This window comes from Mycolicibacter icosiumassiliensis, assembly GCF_900078685.2.
Classification (GTDB): Bacteria; Actinomycetota; Actinomycetes; order Mycobacteriales; family Mycobacteriaceae; genus Mycobacterium; species Mycobacterium icosiumassiliensis.
This window is the reverse complement of record NZ_LT546166.1, coordinates 2990816-3011187: the sequence shown is the minus strand read 5'-3', so window position 1 is coordinate 3011187 and position 20372 is coordinate 2990816. Positions and strand designations below refer to the sequence as shown.

General features: G+C 62.7%; 18 protein-coding genes and 1 pseudogene. 5 read left to right on the top strand and 14 right to left on the bottom strand.

Annotated features, from left to right (window positions below):
- Nucleotides 1-757: 757 nt before the first annotated feature.
- Together BN4346_RS49960 and BN4346_RS38370 are read left to right on the top strand one after the other, a co-directional pair.
- Nucleotides 758-1225, top strand: a complete 468-nt coding sequence (locus tag BN4346_RS49960; protein ID WP_407695093.1) for an HAD family hydrolase — start codon at nucleotides 758-760, stop codon at nucleotides 1223-1225.
- Nucleotides 1222-2796, top strand: coding sequence for an alkaline phosphatase family protein (locus tag BN4346_RS38370; protein WP_067973894.1), 1575 nt, complete (start codon nucleotides 1222-1224; stop codon nucleotides 2794-2796). Before BN4346_RS49960 ends, BN4346_RS38370 begins: the two co-directional genes overlap by 4 nt.
- 226 nt (nucleotides 2797-3022) lie before the next feature.
- Here BN4346_RS38370 and BN4346_RS47745 read toward each other — a convergent pair whose 3' ends face one another.
- The 3 genes from BN4346_RS47745 to BN4346_RS38360 all read right to left on the bottom strand — a co-directional run bounded on the left by BN4346_RS47745 (nucleotide 3023) and on the right by BN4346_RS38360 (nucleotide 3948).
- Nucleotides 3023-3175 carry a hypothetical protein gene (locus BN4346_RS47745; RefSeq protein WP_208863250.1) on the bottom strand — a complete coding sequence of 51 codons (153 nt, stop codon included), beginning with the start codon at nucleotides 3173-3175 and terminating at the stop codon, nucleotides 3023-3025.
- A 121-nt stretch (nucleotides 3176-3296) separates the two neighbouring features.
- Nucleotides 3297-3620 (bottom strand): type II toxin-antitoxin system VapC family toxin, encoded by a 324-nt coding sequence (locus tag BN4346_RS38365; protein WP_235653658.1) that lies wholly within the window; start codon nucleotides 3618-3620, stop codon nucleotides 3297-3299.
- 109 nt (nucleotides 3621-3729) lie between these two features.
- Nucleotides 3730-3948: a hypothetical protein gene (locus tag BN4346_RS38360; protein ID WP_154677607.1), complete on the bottom strand. Its 219-nt coding sequence runs from the start codon at nucleotides 3946-3948 to the stop codon at nucleotides 3730-3732.
- Nucleotides 3949-4548: 600 nt separating this feature from the next.
- Between BN4346_RS38360 and BN4346_RS38350 the strand changes: the two genes are divergently transcribed.
- Nucleotides 4549-5397 carry a helix-turn-helix domain-containing protein gene (locus BN4346_RS38350; protein WP_407695092.1) on the top strand — a complete coding sequence of 283 codons (849 nt, stop codon included), beginning with the start codon at nucleotides 4549-4551 and terminating at the stop codon, nucleotides 5395-5397.
- 124 nt (nucleotides 5398-5521) lie between these two features.
- Here the strand turns inward: BN4346_RS38350 and BN4346_RS38345 are convergent, their stop codons facing one another.
- Nucleotides 5522-5980 (bottom strand): type II toxin-antitoxin system VapC family toxin, encoded by a 459-nt coding sequence (locus BN4346_RS38345; protein WP_208863249.1) that lies wholly within the window; start codon nucleotides 5978-5980, stop codon nucleotides 5522-5524.
- Nucleotides 5981-6262: 282 nt separating this feature from the next.
- Between BN4346_RS38345 and BN4346_RS38340 the strand changes: the two genes are divergently transcribed.
- Entirely contained in the window at nucleotides 6263-7060 is a 798-nt protein-coding gene (locus BN4346_RS38340) for an adenylate/guanylate cyclase domain-containing protein (protein WP_067973882.1), read from the top strand.
- Nucleotides 7061-7259: 199 nt separating this feature from the next.
- On the opposite strand, the gene BN4346_RS47740 is transcribed toward BN4346_RS38340, so the two are convergent.
- Complete coding sequence (locus tag BN4346_RS47740) at nucleotides 7260-7580, bottom strand: hypothetical protein (RefSeq protein WP_154677606.1); 321 nt, start codon at nucleotides 7578-7580, stop codon at nucleotides 7260-7262.
- A 184-nt stretch (nucleotides 7581-7764) separates the two neighbouring features.
- On the opposite strand from BN4346_RS47740, the gene BN4346_RS38330 reads away from it, so the two are divergent.
- A complete protein-coding gene (locus tag BN4346_RS38330; RefSeq protein ID WP_067973879.1) occupies nucleotides 7765-8229 on the top strand; it encodes a hypothetical protein in 465 nt (154 codons plus the stop codon).
- Between the two features lie 80 nt (nucleotides 8230-8309).
- Here BN4346_RS38330 and BN4346_RS38325 read toward each other — a convergent pair whose 3' ends face one another.
- The 9 genes and pseudogenes from BN4346_RS38325 to BN4346_RS38285 all read right to left on the bottom strand — a co-directional run bounded on the left by BN4346_RS38325 (nucleotide 8310) and on the right by BN4346_RS38285 (nucleotide 20357).
- Complete coding sequence (locus BN4346_RS38325) at nucleotides 8310-9050, bottom strand: TatD family hydrolase (RefSeq protein WP_067973876.1); 741 nt, start codon at nucleotides 9048-9050, stop codon at nucleotides 8310-8312.
- Nucleotides 9047-10411 (bottom strand): Qat anti-phage system QueC-like protein QatC, encoded by a 1365-nt coding sequence (gene qatC, locus BN4346_RS38320; RefSeq protein ID WP_067973873.1) that lies wholly within the window; start codon nucleotides 10409-10411, stop codon nucleotides 9047-9049. Before qatC ends, BN4346_RS38325 begins: the two co-directional genes overlap by 4 nt.
- Complete coding sequence (locus tag BN4346_RS38315) at nucleotides 10408-10908, bottom strand: hypothetical protein (RefSeq protein WP_235653655.1); 501 nt, start codon at nucleotides 10906-10908, stop codon at nucleotides 10408-10410. The genes qatC and BN4346_RS38315 overlap by 4 nt, the downstream gene beginning before the upstream one ends.
- 229 nt (nucleotides 10909-11137) lie before the next feature.
- Entirely contained in the window at nucleotides 11138-13138 is a 2001-nt protein-coding gene (locus BN4346_RS38310) for a KAP family P-loop NTPase fold protein (protein WP_067973868.1), read from the bottom strand.
- 1072 nt (nucleotides 13139-14210) lie between these two features.
- The gene (locus BN4346_RS38305; protein WP_067973865.1) at nucleotides 14211-15248 is read right to left on the bottom strand and encodes an LLM class flavin-dependent oxidoreductase; all 1038 of its coding nucleotides are present in this window, start codon (nucleotides 15246-15248) and stop codon (nucleotides 14211-14213) included.
- 222 nt (nucleotides 15249-15470) lie between these two features.
- Nucleotides 15471-16889, bottom strand: a complete 1419-nt coding sequence (locus BN4346_RS49760; protein WP_407695143.1) for a lipase family protein — start codon at nucleotides 16887-16889, stop codon at nucleotides 15471-15473.
- Between the two features lie 99 nt (nucleotides 16890-16988).
- Nucleotides 16989-18347: pseudogene (locus BN4346_RS49755) on the bottom strand (flavin-containing monooxygenase); the annotation flags it as partial.
- A 28-nt stretch (nucleotides 18348-18375) separates the two neighbouring features.
- On the bottom strand, nucleotides 18376-19443 hold the full coding sequence (gene dmpG / locus BN4346_RS38290; RefSeq protein ID WP_067973862.1) for a 4-hydroxy-2-oxovalerate aldolase: 1068 nt from the start codon (nucleotides 19441-19443) through the stop codon (nucleotides 18376-18378).
- Complete coding sequence (locus BN4346_RS38285) at nucleotides 19440-20357, bottom strand: acetaldehyde dehydrogenase (acetylating) (RefSeq protein WP_067973859.1); 918 nt, start codon at nucleotides 20355-20357, stop codon at nucleotides 19440-19442. Before BN4346_RS38285 ends, dmpG begins: the two co-directional genes overlap by 4 nt.
- Nucleotides 20358-20372: the final 15 nt, after the last annotated feature.

The following is a 20372-nucleotide window of genomic DNA, read 5'->3' as shown; positions in this document are numbered from 1 at the left end:
CAAGCCGACAATGCCAGGGCGCCGGCCGATACGACTGTCCATCCCACTCTGAATCGCAACTCCGCACCTCCCGCTCACGGGTGTCGCCGATACGCAGTCGCGTGGCAGTAGACCGGACCATAGCCAGAACCCCGCAGTCTGCGGCATCGCCCGAATTGGGCGATGGCCGAATCGTCGACACCGTGGCAGGATGCCCTGGCCGAATTGATACGTGGGAAGCGGAGGAGCAGATGCTCGAGTCGTGGAACGACGGGCCGACGAAGACTGCGATCCTGGACTTCGTGAAGAAGGCCGGCGCCGAGGTGCCGCCCGAGGAACGGGTCGCGGTTTTCGACAACGACGGCACCCTGTGGGTGGAGCGGCCGGCCTACGTGCAGCTGGACTTTCTGGTGCGCCGGCTCGCCGAGCAGGCCGCCGCTGATCCCGGGCTGGCCGCCGACCAGCCGTACCAGGCCGCCGCCGCCGGTGACCTGGCCTGGTTCGGCGATGCGGTCACCAAGCACTACAACGGCGACGATTCGGCGATCAAATCTGTTGCCGGCGCGATCTTTTCGGCCTACCTGGGATCGACGGTCGACGAGCACCAGGCGCGCATCACCGAGTTCTTCGCCCACGCCACCCACCCCACCCTCGGCCGGCCGTACACAGCGTGCCGCTACCAGCCGATGGTCGAGCTGCTGAGCTACCTGGAAGCCAACCGCTTCACNCCACCCACCCCACCCTCGGCCGGCCGTACACAGCGTGCCGCTACCAGCCGATGGTCGAGCTGCTGAGCTACCTGGAAGCCAACCGCTTCACCAACTACGTAGTCTCCGGCGGCGGGCGGGATTTCATGCGCCCGGTCACCACCGCGATGTACGGCGTGCCGCCGGAACGGGTGATCGGCAGCGCCACCGGACTGGATTTTGCTGACGGCCAGCTGCGCCTCACCGCGGCGCTGGACATCCTCGACGACGGCCCGGTCAAGCCGGTCCAGATCTGGGACAGGGTCGGCCGACGGCCCATCTTCGCCGCGGGCAATTCCAACGGCGACATAGCCATGCTGCAGTACACCTGCGCGAGTCCGCACCCGTCGATGGGCCTGCTGGTCCGCCACGACGACGCCGATCGTGAATTCGATTACACCGACGGCGCCGATCAGGCCCTCGCCGCAGCGGCGACAGCGGGCTGGACGGTGACCAGCATGCGCGACGACTGGACCACCGTGTTCGGAGCACAGCGATGACCGCCCCGGCCAGCCACCCGAACGTCGACCACCTGGTGGTGCTGATGTTCGAGAACCGCTCCTTCGACAACCTGCTGGGCCACCTCTACCCACCCGGCAGTCTGCCCGAGGGGCAGCATTTCGACGGTGTGGCCAACGGGCAGTACAGCAACCCCTCGCCGGCGGGCCCGATCGCAGCCCACATCTACCAGGGCCCGACCGACCAGATCTTCCGCAGCCCGACCCCGGATCCGGGCGAGGAGTACCAGCACGTCAACACCCAACTGTTCGGCATCGTCGACCCGCCGGCCAACGCCGAACTCGACGCCGAGAAGATGCTGGCGCCCTGGAACAATCCACCCGCCGGATTGACGCCGACGATGGACGGCTTCGTCGCCGATTACCGGAACAACTTCTTCGTGACCGAGGGTCGTCAGCCGACGCCGGAGGAATACTCGGTGATCATGGGGGGGTTCAGCGCGGACATGCTGCCGGTGATGAGCACACTGGCTCGCGAGTTCGCCGTCTATGACCGGTGGTTCTGCGCGGTGCCCTCGCAGACTGTCTGTAACCGGTCGTTCTTCCACGCCTCCACGTCTTCGGGCTTCGTCACCAACAAGTGCGGCGAGGGCTACAAGAAGTGGAAGCGCAACTCCGCGCCGACGATCTTCAACCGGCTGGAGGACGCGGGCATCCCGTGGGCGGTCTACTACGACGAGACCCAGGTCGCCTCGCTCACCGGGGTCTTCCACGCCCCATCGCTGGAACCCTATTGGCAGACACGCTTCTTCGGCATGGACCGGTTCTACTCGGATGTCGCCAACGGAACACTGCCGGCGTATTCCTTCATCGAGCCGCGCATCGTCTTCAACCAGAACGACATGCATCCGCTATACGAGTCGCTCTACGTCACCATGCCCGACGGCTCCAAGGAAGCAGTCGGGGTCGTCAACGATGTCCGCGCCGGGGAGAAGCTGCTGCACGAGGTGTACTCGGCGATCCGCGCCAGCGCAACGCCCGACGGCTCGAACAACCAGAACACCATGTTGCTGGTCACCTTCGACGAACACGGGGGCTGTTACGACCACGTGCCGCCGCCGGCCGCGGTGCCGCCGGATCCGGTGGGCCCGGACGGGTCGGCGCCGGCCGCTGAGCCGGAGATGGGTTTCGGTTTCGACCGCCTCGGAGTGCGGGTCCCGGCGATCGCCATCTCGGCTTGGACGAAGTCCGGCACCATCATTCACGACGAGATGCACCACGGTGCGGTGATCGCCACGCTATGCCGCAAGCATGGGCTCCCACCGCTGACGAAGCGGGATCTGGGCGCCAACGACCTGACCAATGCGCTCAACCTCGCCGAGCCGCGCCCCACCGCGGACTGGCCGCATACCACTGCGCAGTACGTGCCGCCCAACCCGGAGGCCGGCGGCCCCTTCACTTTGGAACAGACCCGTGCCCCGCTGACGGCGCCGGGAGTGTTACTGATGGGCATGCTGGCGGCAAGGTACGGGAAGCCCGGCGAGCCGACCCCGACGACCTACGGCGAGGCCTACGAGATGCTGCGCCGATGCCAGGGCATATTCGGCCGCTGACGCGTCGCCCGACCCACCGCCGCGCTGTTGCCCGTGTGAACAGCGATTGGCTGGACCTGTCGCGCCGGCATGACGCGACCTGACACATAGGTGACAGGTGACCGGAAATCGAGTGTCAACCGCCCGAGGTTTGATGCATCAAACTCGGCCGTTCAGTGTCCGAGGGCTCGAGCTGCTGTTCGGCAGGGCCTCCGGATAACTCTCCGGGACGGCAATTCCGTTGTGGTTAAAAATAATCCACTCCATTTGCGTGGCGGCAGTTGCGCCGCCCACCGGCGTGCCGCATGGTCAGGTAAGCGATGTAGCGCCGGGGATCGTCGCGGACATCGGTGAGCTCGTTCAGCTCGACGCCAAGGGATTGATGCAGGGCGGCACTCATGGTGACCGGCGACGACGAGCTCACTACGTATGGCCGCCGACATCCACATAGGCATCCCACCTGGGACACCGGTCGGCCCGTGACCAGCTCGGGTGAGCGGCCCGAACAGATGTCCCGCGGATCAGCTGGGGACGATGGTGAATGCCGGCACATGGCGAGGCCGGACATTGTCGAAGTCTCTGCGGTTCACGGTGGCAATCGTGGTAATCCCGAGGCGTTCGGCGACGGCTACCAGCGAGGCATCCGTACCGCCGAGGCGCCGATCGGCGTATTGCCGGACGAGTTCGGACATCCGCCGCAGGTCGGCGTCCGTAAGGTCCACCGGGCGGAATTGGCGTGTGGGCTCGCTGCGGACCGAATCGAGGAACTGTGCCTCGGCGATCGGACCGCCGAACCGGTCGATGAGGTAGCACGCCTCGGCCAGAACAGTGATCGGAAGGATCAACTGGTCAGTCTGCTCGGCCAACCAGAGGCGACAGAGGTCGTGTGCCGTGTCGGACCGATCTGGCCAGCGCCACGATGACGTTGGTGTCAACCAGGATCACGACGGCCGGTCAGCGGCCGAAGCCGTCGGCAAGCAGCTCGTCTACCCGTTGCGATAGATCGTGGCTCCCACTGGCGAAGCTCCCGACGAACTCAGGCAGCGGTCGGCGAGCGGCGTCGGCAGCTGAGGAGTAGGCCTGCGCAATCGGCTCGATTGCGCGTAGCGCACGCTCAGCCTGCTCGTCGTCCATAGCGTCGACAAGCCGATGTAGCCGCTCGCGGGTGGTCATGGATTCATTGTGCCGGGACTAGGGGATAGGTGGGGAGTCTCGGCAATCCTCACCGCCGCGCGTCGCGGTCCTACGGTGACTGCAGCCCCGAGCAGCACCGGCCGCGGCGAATACCGGAGCCGAGTGCGTTCGCGTCATACAGGCCGGTCCGCCATAGCTGTCGGTGGTGTCCAGTAATACTGGATGTACGACTTCCGACTGGGGCCAACGTGCACCCCGCGTCACCAGAGTGGGATGCCGAGTACTAGGTGGTTGACCTGTTGGGAGATCGGCGGGCTAGCAGATGAGCAGCTTGACGGCGGGCCAGTTCGGTGACGTGGTCATGCGCGATTTTCGGCGTCGCCGGGCGGGCGACCGGTCGATCCAAGCATCGGCATCCCCGTCTCTGGAGACCACGGCGCTCGGGCATCCCGAATTTGAAGGACTGCAGGTACGGGATCGGCGGCTTGCATCGCTGGTAGCGATGCGAATTGCTTAGCTAACCTAAATTGTGTCCGAGGGGGTGTGTGAGTTCACGACATAGGTGACAGATGAGTCGGGACATGGGTGACAGCTGCGGTGATGGTCGATGAGTCGCGTCATAGGTGACAGTCATGGGTCATGTCCAAAGCGCGTGTGGTCGTCCTGGAAGTCGTCAGCGGGCACCTGTCGGTGACTGCTGCAGCCCGCACCTACGGGCTGTCTCGCCAACACCTCTACCGCCTGCTGGCGCGCTATCGTGCCGGCGGCCTCGATGCGCTCGAACCCCGCTCCCGAAGACCCGCCAGCAACCCCCGCGCCACCTCCGATGAAATCATCGCCGCCATCGTGCTGCTCCGCGAAAAACTCACCGCCGACGGCCTCGACGCCGGCCCCATCACGATCCAACACCACCTAGCCCGCCAAGGCCTGCCAGTACCGTCGACCTCCACCATCCGGCGCGTCCTGCACCACCACGGCCTGATCACCCCCCAACCCCGCAAACGCCCCCGCAACTCCTATCACCGCTTCGCCGCCGAACAACCCAACCAGTGCTGGCAATCCGACTTCACCCACTGGACCCTGGCCGATGGCACCGACACCGAGATCCTCAACCGGCTCGACGACCACTCCCGCTACCTGCTGGCCTGCACCGCCCACCGCCGCGTCAGCGGCCCCGATGTCGTCGCCAGCTTCACCGCCACCAGCCTCGAATTCCATCCGGCTACGCACCGACGTCGTCGACCACTACGGCAAACTCACGCTGCGTCACGGCAGCCGCCTACACCACCTCGGCATCGGCCGCGCCCACGCCAGCACCCCCGTGCTGATCCTGGTTACCGCCACCACCGTCACCGTCATCAGCAAAACCGGCCACCACGTCATCGCCAGCCACCACATCGACCCCGACCACAACTACTGGCCCAACAAACAGAAAAACCCCGGCAAAAGCCGGGGCAATCTGTCACCGATGACGCGACTCATGTGTAACCCATGACCCGACTCATCACATTGTGTCCGAGGGGGGACTTGGCCACCTGCGACACGGATAACGGAGTTCGCGGTTGGCCCGTGACCAGCTTGGTTGAGCGGCGGGGACGGATATCCCGTGGGGTCAGGTGGGGACGATGGTGAACGCGGGCACATGGCGAGGCCGGACATTGTCGAAGTCCCTGCGGTTCACGGTGGCAATCGTGGTAATACCGAGGCGTTCGGCTACGGCTACCAGCGAGGCGTCGGTGCCGCCGAGCCGTCGGTCGGCGTATTGGAGGACGAGTTCGGACATCCGCCGCAGGTCGGCGTCAGTAAGGTCGACCGGGCGGAATTGGCGTGTGGGCTCGCTGCCGACGGAATCGAGGAACTGTGCCTCGGCGATCGGACCGCCGAATCGGTCGATGAGGTAGCACGCCTCGGCCAGAACAGTGATCGGAAGGGCCAACTGGTCAGTCTGCTCCGGCCAGCCAGCAGCTGTGGAACAGGACTGCGCAATCGGCTCGACTGCGCGTAGCGCACGCTCGGCCTGCTCGTCGTCCATAGCGTCGACAAGCAGGTGCAGCCGCTCGCGGGTGGTCATGGATTCATTGTGCCAGGCCAAGGCGGTAGACGGGGAGGTCTGGACGATCCTCACCGGTGGACGCCGTGGCGCCTACGGAGACTGGTTCCCCGAGTAGGACCGGCAGCGCGGCGAATACCAGAGCTGAGTGTTCGAGACACACGCGCCGGTCCGCCGTAGCTGTCGGTGGCGTCAGTAATACTGGATGTACGACTTCCAACTGGGGCCAACGTGGACCCCGCGTCACCAGTGGGATGCCGAATCCTAGTGGGTTGACCTGTTGGAAGATCGGTGGGCTAGCAGATGAGCGGCTTGACGGCGGATCAGTTCGGTGACGTCGTCATGCGCGATTTTCGGCGTCGTCAGGCGGGCGATCGGTCGATCCGAGCATCGGCATCCCCGTCCCTGGAGACCAAGGCCCTGGGCCATCCCGAATTTGAAGAACTGGAGGTAGGTGGTCGGCGGCTTGCATCGCTCGTCGCGGTATTCCTCGACTTGACCGATTTCACGGGTCGCAGCTTCTGGGACGATGAAGACGAGGTCGTTGACCTGGCCCATGCAGTACTTACCGGGTTTATCCAGGTAGTCACGAGCTACGGCGGATATCCCCTCGGCCTTCGCGGCGACGGGCTCTTCGCGGGGTTTGGTCCGGGTGATTCACGAGTGGATGCGGTGATGGCGCTCACTGCGTGCGCTCATGCTTTGAATGCTGTGGATGAAGGACTGAACCCGAGGTTGGCCGCTGCAGGTATTCGACGGGTCCAAGCGCGGGCCGGTGTCGACTACGGGCGGCTGACGTTTGTTCGGACTGGAAGCCGAGAACATAACGAAGTCAATGTGATTGGCTTCGCCGCTAACTTCGCCGCCAAGTGTGAGAAGCAGGCTCACTCGTGGGAGATAGTTGTCGGTGAGGGCGTGCAGCAACTACTACCCGACGCACCGCTGGTTGAACATGAGAAGTCACCGAAGAAGTATCAGCGTGATTACCAGGTGCGTTACTACCACTTCTACGACTACCGCTGGCGCACAACGCTTCAGTACATCCCCGGGACCCTGGAACAGATTGGCGGCCACCCGACCAACCGGATCGCCATCAGATGAGTTGGAGTTCAAATTGACTATCCCCGCACTGCTCCGACACCACGGCATACGAGCACCGCGATACGTCACTGTCGCCGGCCAGATCGTCTTCGACGACGTGACGGTGACCTCGACAGGCCCGGTGCATAGTGCTTACGGCCCAGTGACTTCAGTTGCTCCACACACCTTCCATGGTGGTGACGAGGCCGCAGATGAACTGTCACCGTCGCCTACCGGATGGTGGGATGACGCAGTTCTGGTCAACCGCCACATCGATGAGATGAACAAATCGTTCCCTGGCTTCACCTACCTTCCCGCAGACGGTGAGGTTCCCCCATGTTGGGGAGGGATCATCGACACTGGGCGTGGCAAATTCGAGGTACTTGTAATGACCCGTCACGATCAGGGACTGCCGCGCGTGCACGTGTTTAACCACCAGATTGGCGTGAACGCAGGCCGCCAGTGGCAGCGCCCACCGCATCTGTTCACGAGCGGCAGTTTGTGCGTTGCCGATGAGAGTGATTCGGATCGCAGCCACCATACTGCGGCCACCGTAACCGCTTGGGCGGCACACTGGTTGGCTGCTTACACCGAGTGGAGGATCGCTCGGCGGTGGCCAGTCGAAGGAGTTCAGCGCGTTGTGGCCTAAGCGCTATTCAGAGGTCGGAGCCGCCGAGGCACCGACGGCTCCGGCGTCGAACGGGAGCCTCGCTTCCGTTGAGCAGATGGCCAACTGGGTGCGCTTTGCTGATACCAAGGCGACCATCCTGGCCGCGGGCCTTGGTGTAGTGGTCTCACTGCTCACCAACAGCTTGACCATGGTTGTGAAGGCGGTCAGTGCGACATGTCCAGCCAAACTGGTTGTCGGCGCACTGGCTGGGCTGACCGTGGTGTCGTTCCTGTGGACACTAGTGTGGGTGGTTCTCGCGATTACGCCTCGAAATGCGCTCCCTTACAACAAGTTGAACCGTTTCGCTTGGCCATCGTTGGTGGGTGCAACTGCTGACCAACTCGCAACGCACGCCGAACAGAGTCACATCGATGCGGATGCCTGGCAGCAGGTTGTTGACCTGGCTGCGATAGCGAAACGAAAGTTTGATGCATGTACGAAGGCGATCTATGGATTCAGCACGATGATTGTGGCTGGCGTCTTTACCTTACTAGCGGCGGCGGTATTCGTGGGACCGTGAAGTTCTCCCCGAGCGCACGGCACTGTGTAGCAGTTCCGCGAACAGCACGGTGCTACCGAGCAGCGGTGTCGCCGTATCCGCTATGAGCGGTTCAGGAACCTTGACTGGTTGGCGTGCACAATCTTCGTCGTGGCAGCGAGGTCTGTTCCCCAGGACAGGCCGATCGCGGCCGCTACGTCGTCCAACCCGCTTGGACGAGCTGGTCGCCCGTTATCCCTGGCGTACGGGCCGTCCGTCTCGAGCAGGATCCGATCTCGGGGTATCTCCCGCATCAGTGAGGGGAACTTTCGGGAGCGTGTCATCGCGACGTTGATCGAGAAGTACAGGCCGGCTTGGAGTGCCTCGCCGATGAGATTCAAGGGGCCGCTGTACCAGTGCAGGACAGCTGGTAGTCCGGCGTCAGCGAGACGACGAACGACGTCCTTCTCTGCGCCCCGGCTGTGAACGGTCAGGGGATGTCTGCCAGGCTGGGCCTCTGTCAGGACGACATCGAAAACACGTTGCTGCGCCCTGGCGGTAGCAGCTCCCGCACGGGAGTAGTCGAGGCCCACTTCGCCGATCCAATTCGTCTGCGGCACAAGCCGAAAGAACCGAGCGAGTTCGTTCGGGCCGAACGCTGCGGCCCGCAGCGGGTGCAACCCGAGAGCTACCTCGACGTGCTCGCGCTTGCCTAGACGGGTGCGGAGCCGTCGATACTCGTCCGGGTCCTCTGTGACCGCGACGATCCCGACTCCCGCTTCATCAGCTTCGCGCAGGATCGCCACCGGGTCCGCATAGGCGGACACGTGACAATGTGTGTCGAGCAGGCGGGCAGCACTCACTTCAACCTCTCGACGATTTCGGCGGTGGCGCCCGAAGCGCCGTTGAACCAGGACCGGAGTTCTTCTGTTCCCGTGCGCCACACTCGCAGGAACTCACGATGTTCGCCATTCGGGATCGGTCCGTTGCGGAGTATGTCGCGGTCCGGCCTGTCGGAGTACACCGAGTTGATGACGGCTCGAAGATCCGCGGCTCGCTGCGTCTCACGGTCGAGCAGGCCCTCACCGGTGAGTGCGTCCCATGCATAGCCCTGCGACGTGTCCCAGCCGACAGTGGCCATCGAGGACCGTCGGATGAGGCAGGGAAAGCAGTACCCGCAGTTGCCCTGCTCTCGTTCGGCGTAGCGGGCCGCCTCTGGGTGGGAGCAGGAGATGCTGTGCGGCGCGAGGGCCCGAAGAAGTTCAGGGTTTCGAGAATCCGCGAGGATCTCACCCTTGGTCTTTAGGCGGAACGGGTTGAGGATCGGGTTGCGTACGCCGACAGCGTCAACGGCCGCGCGTAGCAGATGCATGAACTGTGGGTGGGTCGTACGTGTGCTGTAGCTACCCGACCGTGCACGGGTGAGCGGAACGTTGATGCCGATGAATCCGTTTTCCGGTATATAGACGGGAACATCAGGACCTACCGACGCAGCGAGGGCGAGCCCCGCTGTGAGAAACAGCAACGACCGCGCGCGGGTCGTGGTCTCCCTGTCTCTCGGAAGTGGCCGAGCTTGCCCTGCCGCGGCGGGTGCTGGGCGAAGGAAGATGCTCCGCAGCTCCAGACGGTCTTCCCCATAGTGCTCGCACAACGCATCGGTAAGCTTCTTCTGCGCCGTAGACGCTTGGTCACCCTCGTTGTGCGAGATGAGGCACAAGCGTCGGTTCGGGTCTTCTTCGAGAAGGTCAATCACTCCGGTCAAGGAGTCCAGACCACCGGAGAAGAGACTGACGGCGTCGACCGCGGCCACGGGTGTGATGTCTTCGGGCACTCGCCCGACGCCGTCCAGCGGAGAGGCATCGTCGCGATAGGGCGTTAGAGCCCAATTGTCGCCTGTGAGGAAGTCGAGAGCCTCCTTCCACGGCGCAGCTGTCCATGCTTCCGGATCTGCGACAGGAAGTTCCACCGAAAGGTCGCGGGTCCATACATCGGCCGCGGCGGCGCGGGGAGTGGCCTTGTCGACGCAGTACACGCCGGCTCCCAGGAGGAACAAGTCCAGGGCGGCTCGCGGTGCCCGCCATCCCGCCAGGAATCGAGACCCGGCTCGGTTCCCGAGTTGGATCGTCGATGCCGTGCTCCCCGGCGACCAATCAAGCAGTCGAAGTTCCTCCGGCCCGGTCGGAGCTGTTGCGGCTGGACGGATACGAACTCGGTAGTCGGTCATGCGTGACCATCGCCTTCGAGAGCGGATAGCAGTTTGTAGGCAGTTGTGATTGCCTGCGCCGCGATGTCCCTGCCCTGCTGGCCACTCCAATCGACGGAAAGCGGATCCCCTGGCAGCTCGATCACCACTAGGTCAGCGATGATCTGGCGCATCTGCTGATCTGCTTGGCGCATCGCGACAGGGTCGGTCAACCGACTCAAGCGCTCAGCGACCACTGGAACCCTGTTGTAGACGTACAGCGCCAAGAAACGTTCGAGGATTTGCCCGAGCTGTTCGCGGTCGACGCTGATCTCATTCAACTCTTCCCACGAGTCTGCATCGCCGAACACCTCGTCGAGAACATCGCACGCGGCGTCGCGAGCCGCACCGGAGTCGAGGTCGTTTCCTGCGCCGGCGATATAGCTGACGAGTTCGTCGAGAACGGTGAATCGATCCTGGCCGACCAGATGGGCCAGACCGATCGCCGTCAGTGCCTGTGCAGCGGTGCCCGTCCCCAAGCCGGTGAGCAGTCCGCCGAGCCTTGTGATTCCAGATCGACCTGCGCGAGCTCCGGCGGCAGCCTCGCCTGTTCCCCCGAGAAGTGGGACGTGGCGCGCTAGGACACGGTTGGCCCGTTCGTTGGAGTTGGATCTTCCGAGACCCCGGACGTAGGCACTCGTCGCGTGTTTGAGGGGTGTCCAGTCGCCGCCGGTTCCCGCTGCTCTATCGGCTGATGTCCCCACTCGACTACTTCTTTCTGGCGGCGGCTGCGCGTGCGCCCTTCACCAAGGTCCGCAGCTGGGTGTTGTCGCCGTCTTCCCAGCGCTGCAGGAGTTGGGCCACAGCGGCGTCGTCGAGTGGTAGACGGCGGACAGCTGCGGTCCCAGCAGTAGGTGGGATGGATGAGGGCGGCAGCGGAAGGAGCGCCGCACAGACCGCGCCGACGATATCGGAGTTCTTCTCCGCGAGTTCCAGCGCGGCTGTCAACGCCGTGCCAGCAGGGTTGCGCTGAACCCGTTCGAGCAGGGCGTCTATGAACTGCATCCGCTCACTCGGGTCGAGATCCTTGACCGCCTGGTAGTGGCTGCGTCGGTTCGCTTCGATATCGGACTGGACGTCTGTGATCAGTCGTTGCAGATGCGGCGCAAGCCTTGACGCTGAGACTCCGAACGACAACCTGTCGCGTGAATACATGAAGTAGGGACGCAGGTCCGTGCCCGCGAACGACGGGTCAGCCCGAAGCCAGTCCGCGATATACGTCTTCACGGCCCAGGCTTCTGCGTCGGACTGGGCAACTGGAGGCGCTACCGGGGAGGCAGGAGCGAGCTTTCCCTTCGATGCCGATCCGGCTACTTTTCCGTCACCGGACTCATCGTCGTCGGCCGGTTCAGGGTTATCGCCGACTCCCCGAGCATGGGCCTCCGCGGTGGCGAGCTCGCTGCACGCACCGCCTGCCGCCATCTCCCAGTCGAAGAGCTTCTGAAAGTCTGGGTTGTACTGGTCCTCCAGCACCATCAGCTTCGCGAGGATGGGCAACTCGATCTTCGCACCGCGCCGTTTGGCGCTTCGGTGCTTGAGCAGCAGATTGTTGAGGAACCTTTTCAGCTGCCGCGGGTTGCCACGCAGCGATGACCCCAGGATCGGTGAAATCTCTGCCGCCCACTTCAGGTCCGCGGCAAGCTGGGCGGGGATCTCCTGGAGAACTGAACCCGCGATCCCTGTGTTGAACGCGACCGCCAGGCCGTTCTCACGTCGAATCTTGGCGGCGTTGTCGAGCACCGCATTGAACGCCTCGCGGGGCAGGTGTAGCTCTGCGAAGAGCAGATTGATGTACGTCTCGGCTTCTGGTGCGGATAGCGGGGGAATTGCGACCTTGAGCTGGAGCATCTTCTCCAGGTAGTCCCGTCCGATGCCGGCCCCGTCAGACTTCTTCAGTTCCGGGTAGCGCGAGTCGATCGCAGCCTCAACTACGTTCTGGTTCAACGCAAGAACGTATGCGGTATTCGGCGTGTTCAGGAACAGCCGGATCGCTTCGAAGGTGTCGACGACGGTGTCCGGGAGGCACCGGTCCAGGTCGTCGATGAAGACCACGACCGCCTTGCAGTCGGGAATGTCGGCAACGAGCTTGGAGAACTCGCGACGGAACGCATCGACGTCACCGAGAGGCGACGCAGCGTCCGCGGCAGGGGGCGTCGATTCTTCGTCGGGCTCCTCCAAAGCTGCCTCGGTCTGCTTCGCTACGGCGCCCGTGAGAGCCATCGCCGCATCGAGTGTGGAGGGGTCGAGATCGACGCCTGCGCGCTGCAGAATGACTGGGAGCAGCGCTGGCGCAGCGGCGGCTCCTGTTCTGCCGAGCTTTCGACCCCAACGGCGCAGGCCGGTGACAATCTTCCGGAGCCGTCCGACTTGGTCACTGGTGCCTGGTGCGCGTTTAACGATCGCGTCCAGTACCGCTGTCATCAAGGCAATCTTCACGTCGTCGTGGTCCTCGTACTGCCACGGACTGAAATGCACTGTTAGATAGGGAGAGAGCTGATCCTCTTCGGGCACGTGGCCGGCATGTTCATCCCGGACATCATCGAGTTCGCGGGCCGCGATCTGCATCAGACTGCTCTTGCCCGAACCCCAGTCACCCAGGACACCAATTGTCAATGGGAGCAGGCGCGGCTCCGTCAGGGCGACGACGAGGCCGTCGACGAGGAACTCGAAGCCTAGAAGGTCGATGTCCGCTTCGTTATCAGCCCACACAGGGTCCTCCAATAGTCCGATAGGTTGGCAACGAGGCCGAACCTGACGGCAGCGCGGGGAGTGGCCCCGATCCGGTGTCTCCTAGACAGAGATCGTACGACCGCCCACAGTCGGAACCCAGGAACTTGCGGGCGGGTCGCCGACCTGCCGGGGCTCATCCCGACCGTCAGTGCGCCGTGATGAGATGAACTTTTGAGTCGTAGCAAACTGCGGGTGGAACCTTCATCCTCCGATGCCCCACACGAGGTCGGGTTCTTCAAGCGGCACCGTGATGACGAGGGCCGCAGCGTTGCCACGTGCCAGCGGGGGATGGGCTGGAGCCGCAAGATCGCGCCGTGCTGCTCGTTGATCCTTGCGGGCTGGCACGCGACCCGGTGCTCGGCCGGAATCCGGTCATCGCGTTCCGCGCGCGCCAGACGACGACGAATGGTGAGGAGATCGTCAGGCGCCACTGTGAGACCGGACTTTCCGGCCTCGCGCAGTGTTTCAATGAGCTGTTCGGCGACGCCGACCTTCGGCACCTTAGGGGCCGAGCGTGCGCCCGGTCCTGCAGCGTCGTCGTTCGTTATCGGACGGGGCGCTGGTTCTGGTCGTGGCTGGTGACGGCGCTTGGGAGCGGACCGGGCGCGCCGGCGAACGGACGGTTGATCCGGAAACGCGCCGTGCTCCAGGTAGTACGTTCCTGCCGGCTCGATCGCCGCCGTCCAGTTGGCGCCGTGGCCTTGGACCCGAGCGAGGCCGCGGCTGGCAAGTGCACGGGCGGACGTTCGATGCGCCCAGCCGGTAACGACACCTTCGGGGCGACCATCATTGATCCACTGCAGCACCTTGAACTGGGCGTCGGTCAAGGGTGCACCGTGAGCGACCATGAGTTCAATCCTGCCTGGTGTCTCGGAGCGTTGGGCCCGGAGGGAGTCGGCAGTCGGTGGGGTTATAGATGGGGCGCACCAACCGATCACCGGCACTAACTTCATCATCTACATCGCCCCAGCACTGCTGGAAATCGCTGTGGAACCAGCATCGATGCCAGTTCCAAAAGCTGGAAAGTTCGACAGCAGCGTCGGTCGCGAGCTCAACTACCTTGAGCGTGGACAGATCGATATCCGGCGTCGTGCAGGATCGGTAGCACTCGAGTTCCGAGTAGGTCGAGACCGCCCGCAACGGTGAGGCCAAGCGGGAAGTCGAACTCAACGCGCTTGGCGCCAGCGTCGTAGACCGCCGCCGCCTGTGCTGCGACCTCGTCGGGCGTTCCGGCGAAGGTGAATTTGTCGAGGACTTCACCGGGTATCAACCGCCCGGCCGCTTCAAACTGCTGCGTGCGCAGCAGTAGGTCCATCTTATGGAGTAATTCGGGGTCGATATCGAGGGTGGGATCGAGCGCGGCGATGGTATGGAACGGAAGAGCAACATCGGCGCGTGCACGGGCGCGGGCGGCATCGCCATCGTCGTCGATGACGGTAACGGCGCCAAGCGCGATAGCGACGGACCCAGGACTTCGGCAGGCAATCCTCTCGCCACGAACGGCAAAGTCTTTGATCACGGGGACCATCGCTGGGTTGGCGCTGCCGCCAACGTGGATCTGGTCGGCTTTGGCACCGGCAAACTCCGCCAACCGGGGGCTCCACGTGCCCACCATCAAGGGAATGCGGTCACGCCGAACCGGATAGAACGGCCGCGTGCCCTCTGCAAGGCTGTAGACCTGGCCTTGGTAACCGTCCTGAGAATCCGAGAGAAGCAAAGAGACTATCGCAACTGTATCAGCCACTGCGGCAATCGATTTCGATGTATCGATGTCAAGTTGATTCAGCCAGGCACCACGCGCGATTCCCATCAGAACACGGCCAGCGGAGAGCTGATCGAGGTAGGCTAACTGTCCGGCGATCTCAACGGGGTGGTGCGTCCACGGTGTATAACAGCCGACTCCGAGTGTGATTCGTGTCGTCGCCTGCGCCATGGTGGCCAGCACCATCGCCGGTGGCTGCATCATGAGATCGCCGAATACCGTGAGCAGGTCGAATCCGAGTTCCTCGATGCGGGTGGCGAGTGACGGATACTCCGCCGGTCCGAGTGTGCCACCGAGGCCTATACCGAACTCGATAGTTGCGCTCATGTTATATCTAGCCGTTGGTGCTGTACCAACAGTACTAGGCGTACCGAATTGATCGCTAGCAAATGCTGTCTCTCCTGTTGGAGCGGATAGCTAGTATTGGACGCACAACCGGCTTTTCCGCGTACCCAACGTCGAAGGTGTCTGCTGACGGTGCTGTAGCTCGGTATTTCATGTGATTCGGCCGACTAACCTCTGTCAGAAAATTCCTAAAGACGTATGTCACTAGAGTTCACCACAATTTGGTGTAGTCGGCACGCCATTGAACCGATCGGTAACCCACGCAATGCTTCTCTCGCCATCGACTACCACTGGCAAAAGGGAGTTGATAGCCAATTTGTTCAAGAATGGGGGCTGCTCGTTGGTCCAGAATGTAACATCGGTGCCCATGGCGCAGTATTCCCGCGCTGTCTGAAGGGCGGTTTGGTAGGGTGCGAATGAATCCCACCGATTGTGGTCGAAATACACTGGCATGTTAGGTTTGCTGACACCTAGTCGCATTGTCTTGAGCAGACTCTTAAGAGGGTCCACCTGGGCACCTTCGTAAATATCATGCTTAAACCAGAATCGACCCGATTCGGCGTCTGTTGGCCCACCTCCGAGGTGACGGAATTCGTAATCGATCCCAGTTTGCACGAGGCACTGACGCCCGGTGTTATCCAGCATCTCCAAACCGCGCGGGGTTAACGAATCCCGAATGGGTTGTTCAGTCTCAGGGTAAGCCGACATCATGCCTCTCAATATCCAGCCGGTTGTTCCAGCCAGGAAGTTACCGTCAAAGACTGGGACGAGTACAGATATATCGGTGGGCGTGGCGGCCGCATACGCGCCAACCGTATTGAGTTCGGGTCCATAGGTATCCGCCAGTTCAGACGCCGCCAATGCGGCGTGTCCGCCCGACAACCAACCCCAGAACGCGACCGGCCCGTGCGGCTCCAGGGAAGTGCCGGGTAGCTTCATCGCTGCTCGGGCAGCGTCGATCAAAGCGGTGCCGGCGGCAACCCTGTTCACAAACTGCGGCGAGTTCTGACCATGGACGCCCATACCGACGCCGTCGGTAATCACGACAGCGAATCCCCGCGCCACCAACGTCCCGATGAAGCCCTGGTCGAGGTTGATCATGACGTCAAAACCTGACGATGTGGAGGCGTGGATACCCTGGTTAATCAGCTTTGATGGCGCGCACTGCTCACCCATCCCGGTCGGAAGCGCCGCATAGGCGATTAACGGGCGCGGACCGTTGCCCGGCCAAGGGTTGTCCGGCTCGATATAGGTGCCGGTCACTGCGACCGGGTGGCCCTGTGCTTCGGTGCTGCGGTACATGATCCGAGTTCCCGTACCGCGAAACCATACCCGGCCGGAGGGCTCGAAGACTACGCGCGACGGCTCGGTGCGGATCAGGTCACCGGGTTGACCTGGCGGCAGTGGATCTGGCGGCGTATAGAACGATATGTCGTCTAGGACCCCGTTTTGGTCGGTCCGACTCGGCTCGAACTCGGCTCCTTCGATGTACCAACTCTTATGACTGTCCTGGTCCTCGTCCGCGCGCGAAATATGTGGGTTCACGAGGCCTGCGAGTACAAGACCGATGATCGTGAATACGGCGGCAAATAATGCGGGTGTCCGACGCTTTCTGTCGACCAAACGGTGAAGTTTCCGGGTAGCCGCCTTATAAGATTGCGGTCTGATCGGCAGTAGCCACTGGCGTAGCTTTGCCCAGCGGCCGATATTCACTCCGATTTCATCCAGAATCTCATCAATCAACCGCAGCTGGAACGGAATAATGTTGGTACCGCATGCCTGCTTGCCTTGAGTACGTTCGATCATCCAGTTCAATCGGCGCTCCGTAAATGCTCGGCGCTCCGTGGCGTTCGGTATCTCGGCGATTCCGGCGAGATAGTGAACCACCCACATGGCTGCCGCTTCGGCACTGAGGGTGCTGAGCAAAGAGGATCCATAGCCCACGAAGAACAGCCGCGGCACGTCCAGCGGTAAAATCTGGCGGTACAGCATAAAGTTGCCGTCTGCGTCAGTGAGACGTCGGTGGAGGGAGTCTGTCAGAAACGGAGCATGCTGCACAAAGCCGGTCGCACAAATAACAGTATCGGCGGCTAGTATACTGCCGTCCGAGAAGACGACAGTCGGACGGCCATCCTTTTCGCATAGTTGGGCGATGGTCAGTTCGCGATGTATATCGATGATGCCATCGCGGATCTTCTCATAGAAGTTTTCGGTGGCGAGGCCTACCGCATGACGGACGATGTTTTCAAATGGACCCCTTGGCACCAGACCGAGTTCGTCAAATAACAGTTGGCGCCGGGCGACCGATCCAACCGAACCCAGCAGCGCGTTCCGGGCAAACCGACGGAAGCGCACAAACCTTTGTTGGTCAAGATGTTGGAATAGCGCCTCGGTCAGTCGAGTTAGCAATAAATATTTCATATTGAGCAAACCTGCAACCTTGCGTGGCATCTTCCAGGTGACTTCACGAGCGACCACGGTCGTCGACGATGCCACGTCGCTGAGGGACTCGGCGATGTCGCAAGCGGATTTGCCATAGCCGACCACGACGATGTCTTTTCCGGCAGCGTCTCGCAAGTCGTTGAATTCTGATGCGGCGCAAAGCTGTCCACCGGTCCGGAGGAAGTCCGACGTACCGGGGTAGTCGGGAACGAACGGATCGCAGAAGATGCCGTTAGCCACGATCAGCTGATCAAATTCGATCTCTTCCGTCAATCCTTCATCACCCTTTCGGGTGGTGAGGGTCCATCGCCCTGCCTGCTCGTCGAGGTCGGCAGACAGCACTTCAGTTTGCAATCGGATGCGGTGGTCGAGGTTGAAATGACGCGCGTACTCGGCGAGGTACTGCTGCACCTGTGCCCCGGCTGGCCATTCCGGATAGTCCTTCGGCATCGGAAAATCGGAGAAGGCGTATGTACCCTTGTTGTTTTGCGTCGTGACGCCCGGATAGCGGCGGGTGCGGCTCCACACCCCGCCCACGTCGGGTGTCTTGTCGAAAACAGTGACATCAAAACCGAATTCGGTGAGTATCTTCGCTGAACACAGTCCGGCGATACCCGCACCTATGATTGCGACGTTCATGGAGGTCCCTTCTGTACTCTTCTAGTTGCTAGGCGGTGCTGAGTTCGGCGGGTGGGAGATCGGCGGATGTCTGTTCGTGCTGCAGCTGAATCGCGATGTCGATGATCATGTCTTCCTGACCGCCGACGTATCGCTTTTGTCCTACGCGGTAAAGGATTTCGTGTGCGGGCACGTTGTAGCGATGCGCTGCGCGTTCAGCGTGAAGTAGAAAGCTGGAGTAGACCCCGGCGAAGCCCTGGACGATTGAGGCGCGGTCCATCACGGGCAGGCGGGTGATGTAGGGCTTGACGGTTTCTTCGGCAGCTGCCAGCACCTGGTCTTTGTCGATGCCGGTGGTGATGGCGAGCCGTTCGAAAACCGTAGCCAAGACTTCGGTGGGAGAGTTGCCCGCTCCCGCACCGAGAGCAACTAGCGAGCCGTCGATTTGGCGGGCGCCGGCGCGGTAGGCCAGCACCGAATTGGCCACGCCGAGGCTGAGGTTTTGGTGCCCGTGATAGCCCACTTGGGCGTCATCACCGAGTTCGGCAACCAGAGCTGCGACGCGGTCGCTGACTTCGTCGAGAATCAGCGCGCCGGCGGAGTCGACGACGTAGACACATTGGCAGCCGGCGTCGGCCATGACGCGGGCTTGCCGGGCCAGCCGTTCGGGGCTGGACATGTGGGAGAGCATCAGGAAGCCGACGGTTTCCATGCCCAGGGCGCGTGCCGCGCCGAAGTGTTGCAAGGAGATGTCGGCTTCGGTGCAGTGGGTGGCGATACGAACTGCACCGGCGCCGAGGTCGTGGGCGGTTTTGAGGTCGGTGACCGTACCCAGGCCCGGTAGCAGCAGCACGGCGATCTTGGCGTGGCGGGCCGCGGCCACGGCGGTAGCGATGAGTTCGGTTTCGGGGACCGCGGAGAAGCCGTAGTTGAAGGTGGACCCGCCCAGTCCGTCGCCGTGGGCGACTTCGATTAGCGAGATCCCGGCGGCATCCAGTGCGATGACGGTGTCGTGGACCTCGGCGACGGTGAAGCGGTGCGCCATGGCGTGGCTGCCGTCCCGCAGTGTGGTGTCCACCAGGCGCACGTCGCGGCTGTGGGTGTCCCAGTTGGTCATTGTGTTACCACCTGATCGTGTTGTGTCAGTAGGGAAGCGGCGATGCGTTCGCCGGCCTCGGCGGCTACGGCGGTCATGATGTCGAGGTTGCCGGCGTAGTCGGGCAGGTAGTCGCCGGCGCCGCGGACCTCCAGCAGGGTGGTCACCCGTGCTTTGCCGTTCCAGTCCGGGCGGGGATCGTCGAATTGCGGGTCGGCTTTGAGGGTGTAGCCGGGCACGTAGGTGGCGACGGTGTCGACCATGGCATGAATGGATGCCCTGATCTGGTTACGGTCGGCATCGGGGTCAATAGCGCAGAACACTGTGTCGCGCATGATCATTGGTGGATCGACCGGATTGATGATGATGATCGCCCGGCCTCGGGTTGCTCCGCCGACGTCCTCGATCGCTCGCCCCGTCGTTTCGGTGAACTCATCGATATTGGCCCGCGTGCCCGGCCCGGCCGAACGCGACGAGATCGACGCCACGATCTCGGCGTAGCTGACCGCGGTGACCCGGTTGACCGCGGCCACGATCGGGATGGTGGCCTGCCCACCACAGGTGATCATGTTGATATTTGGCGCGGTCGTGTTGATGTCGAGATTGACCGGCGGGCATACGAACGGCCCAATTGCTGCCGGGGTCAGATCCACCGCCCGGATCCCGGCCTCGGCGTAGCGCGGTGCATTCGCGGCATGGGCCTTGGCCGAGGTGGCCTCGAACACGATGTCGGGCAACTCATGTTGGGACAGCAACCAATCCACCCCACCAGCCGAGGTCGCCACCCCTAACCGGGCCGCACGCGCTAATCCCTCGGAATCCGGATCCACACCCACCATCGAGTGCACTGCAATCCGCTCACTGCGCGACAACTTCGCCAACAAGTCAGTCCCAATATTGCCCGGCCCAACAATGGCCGCAGTAACGATGGACAAGGGTCTCTCCTAGGG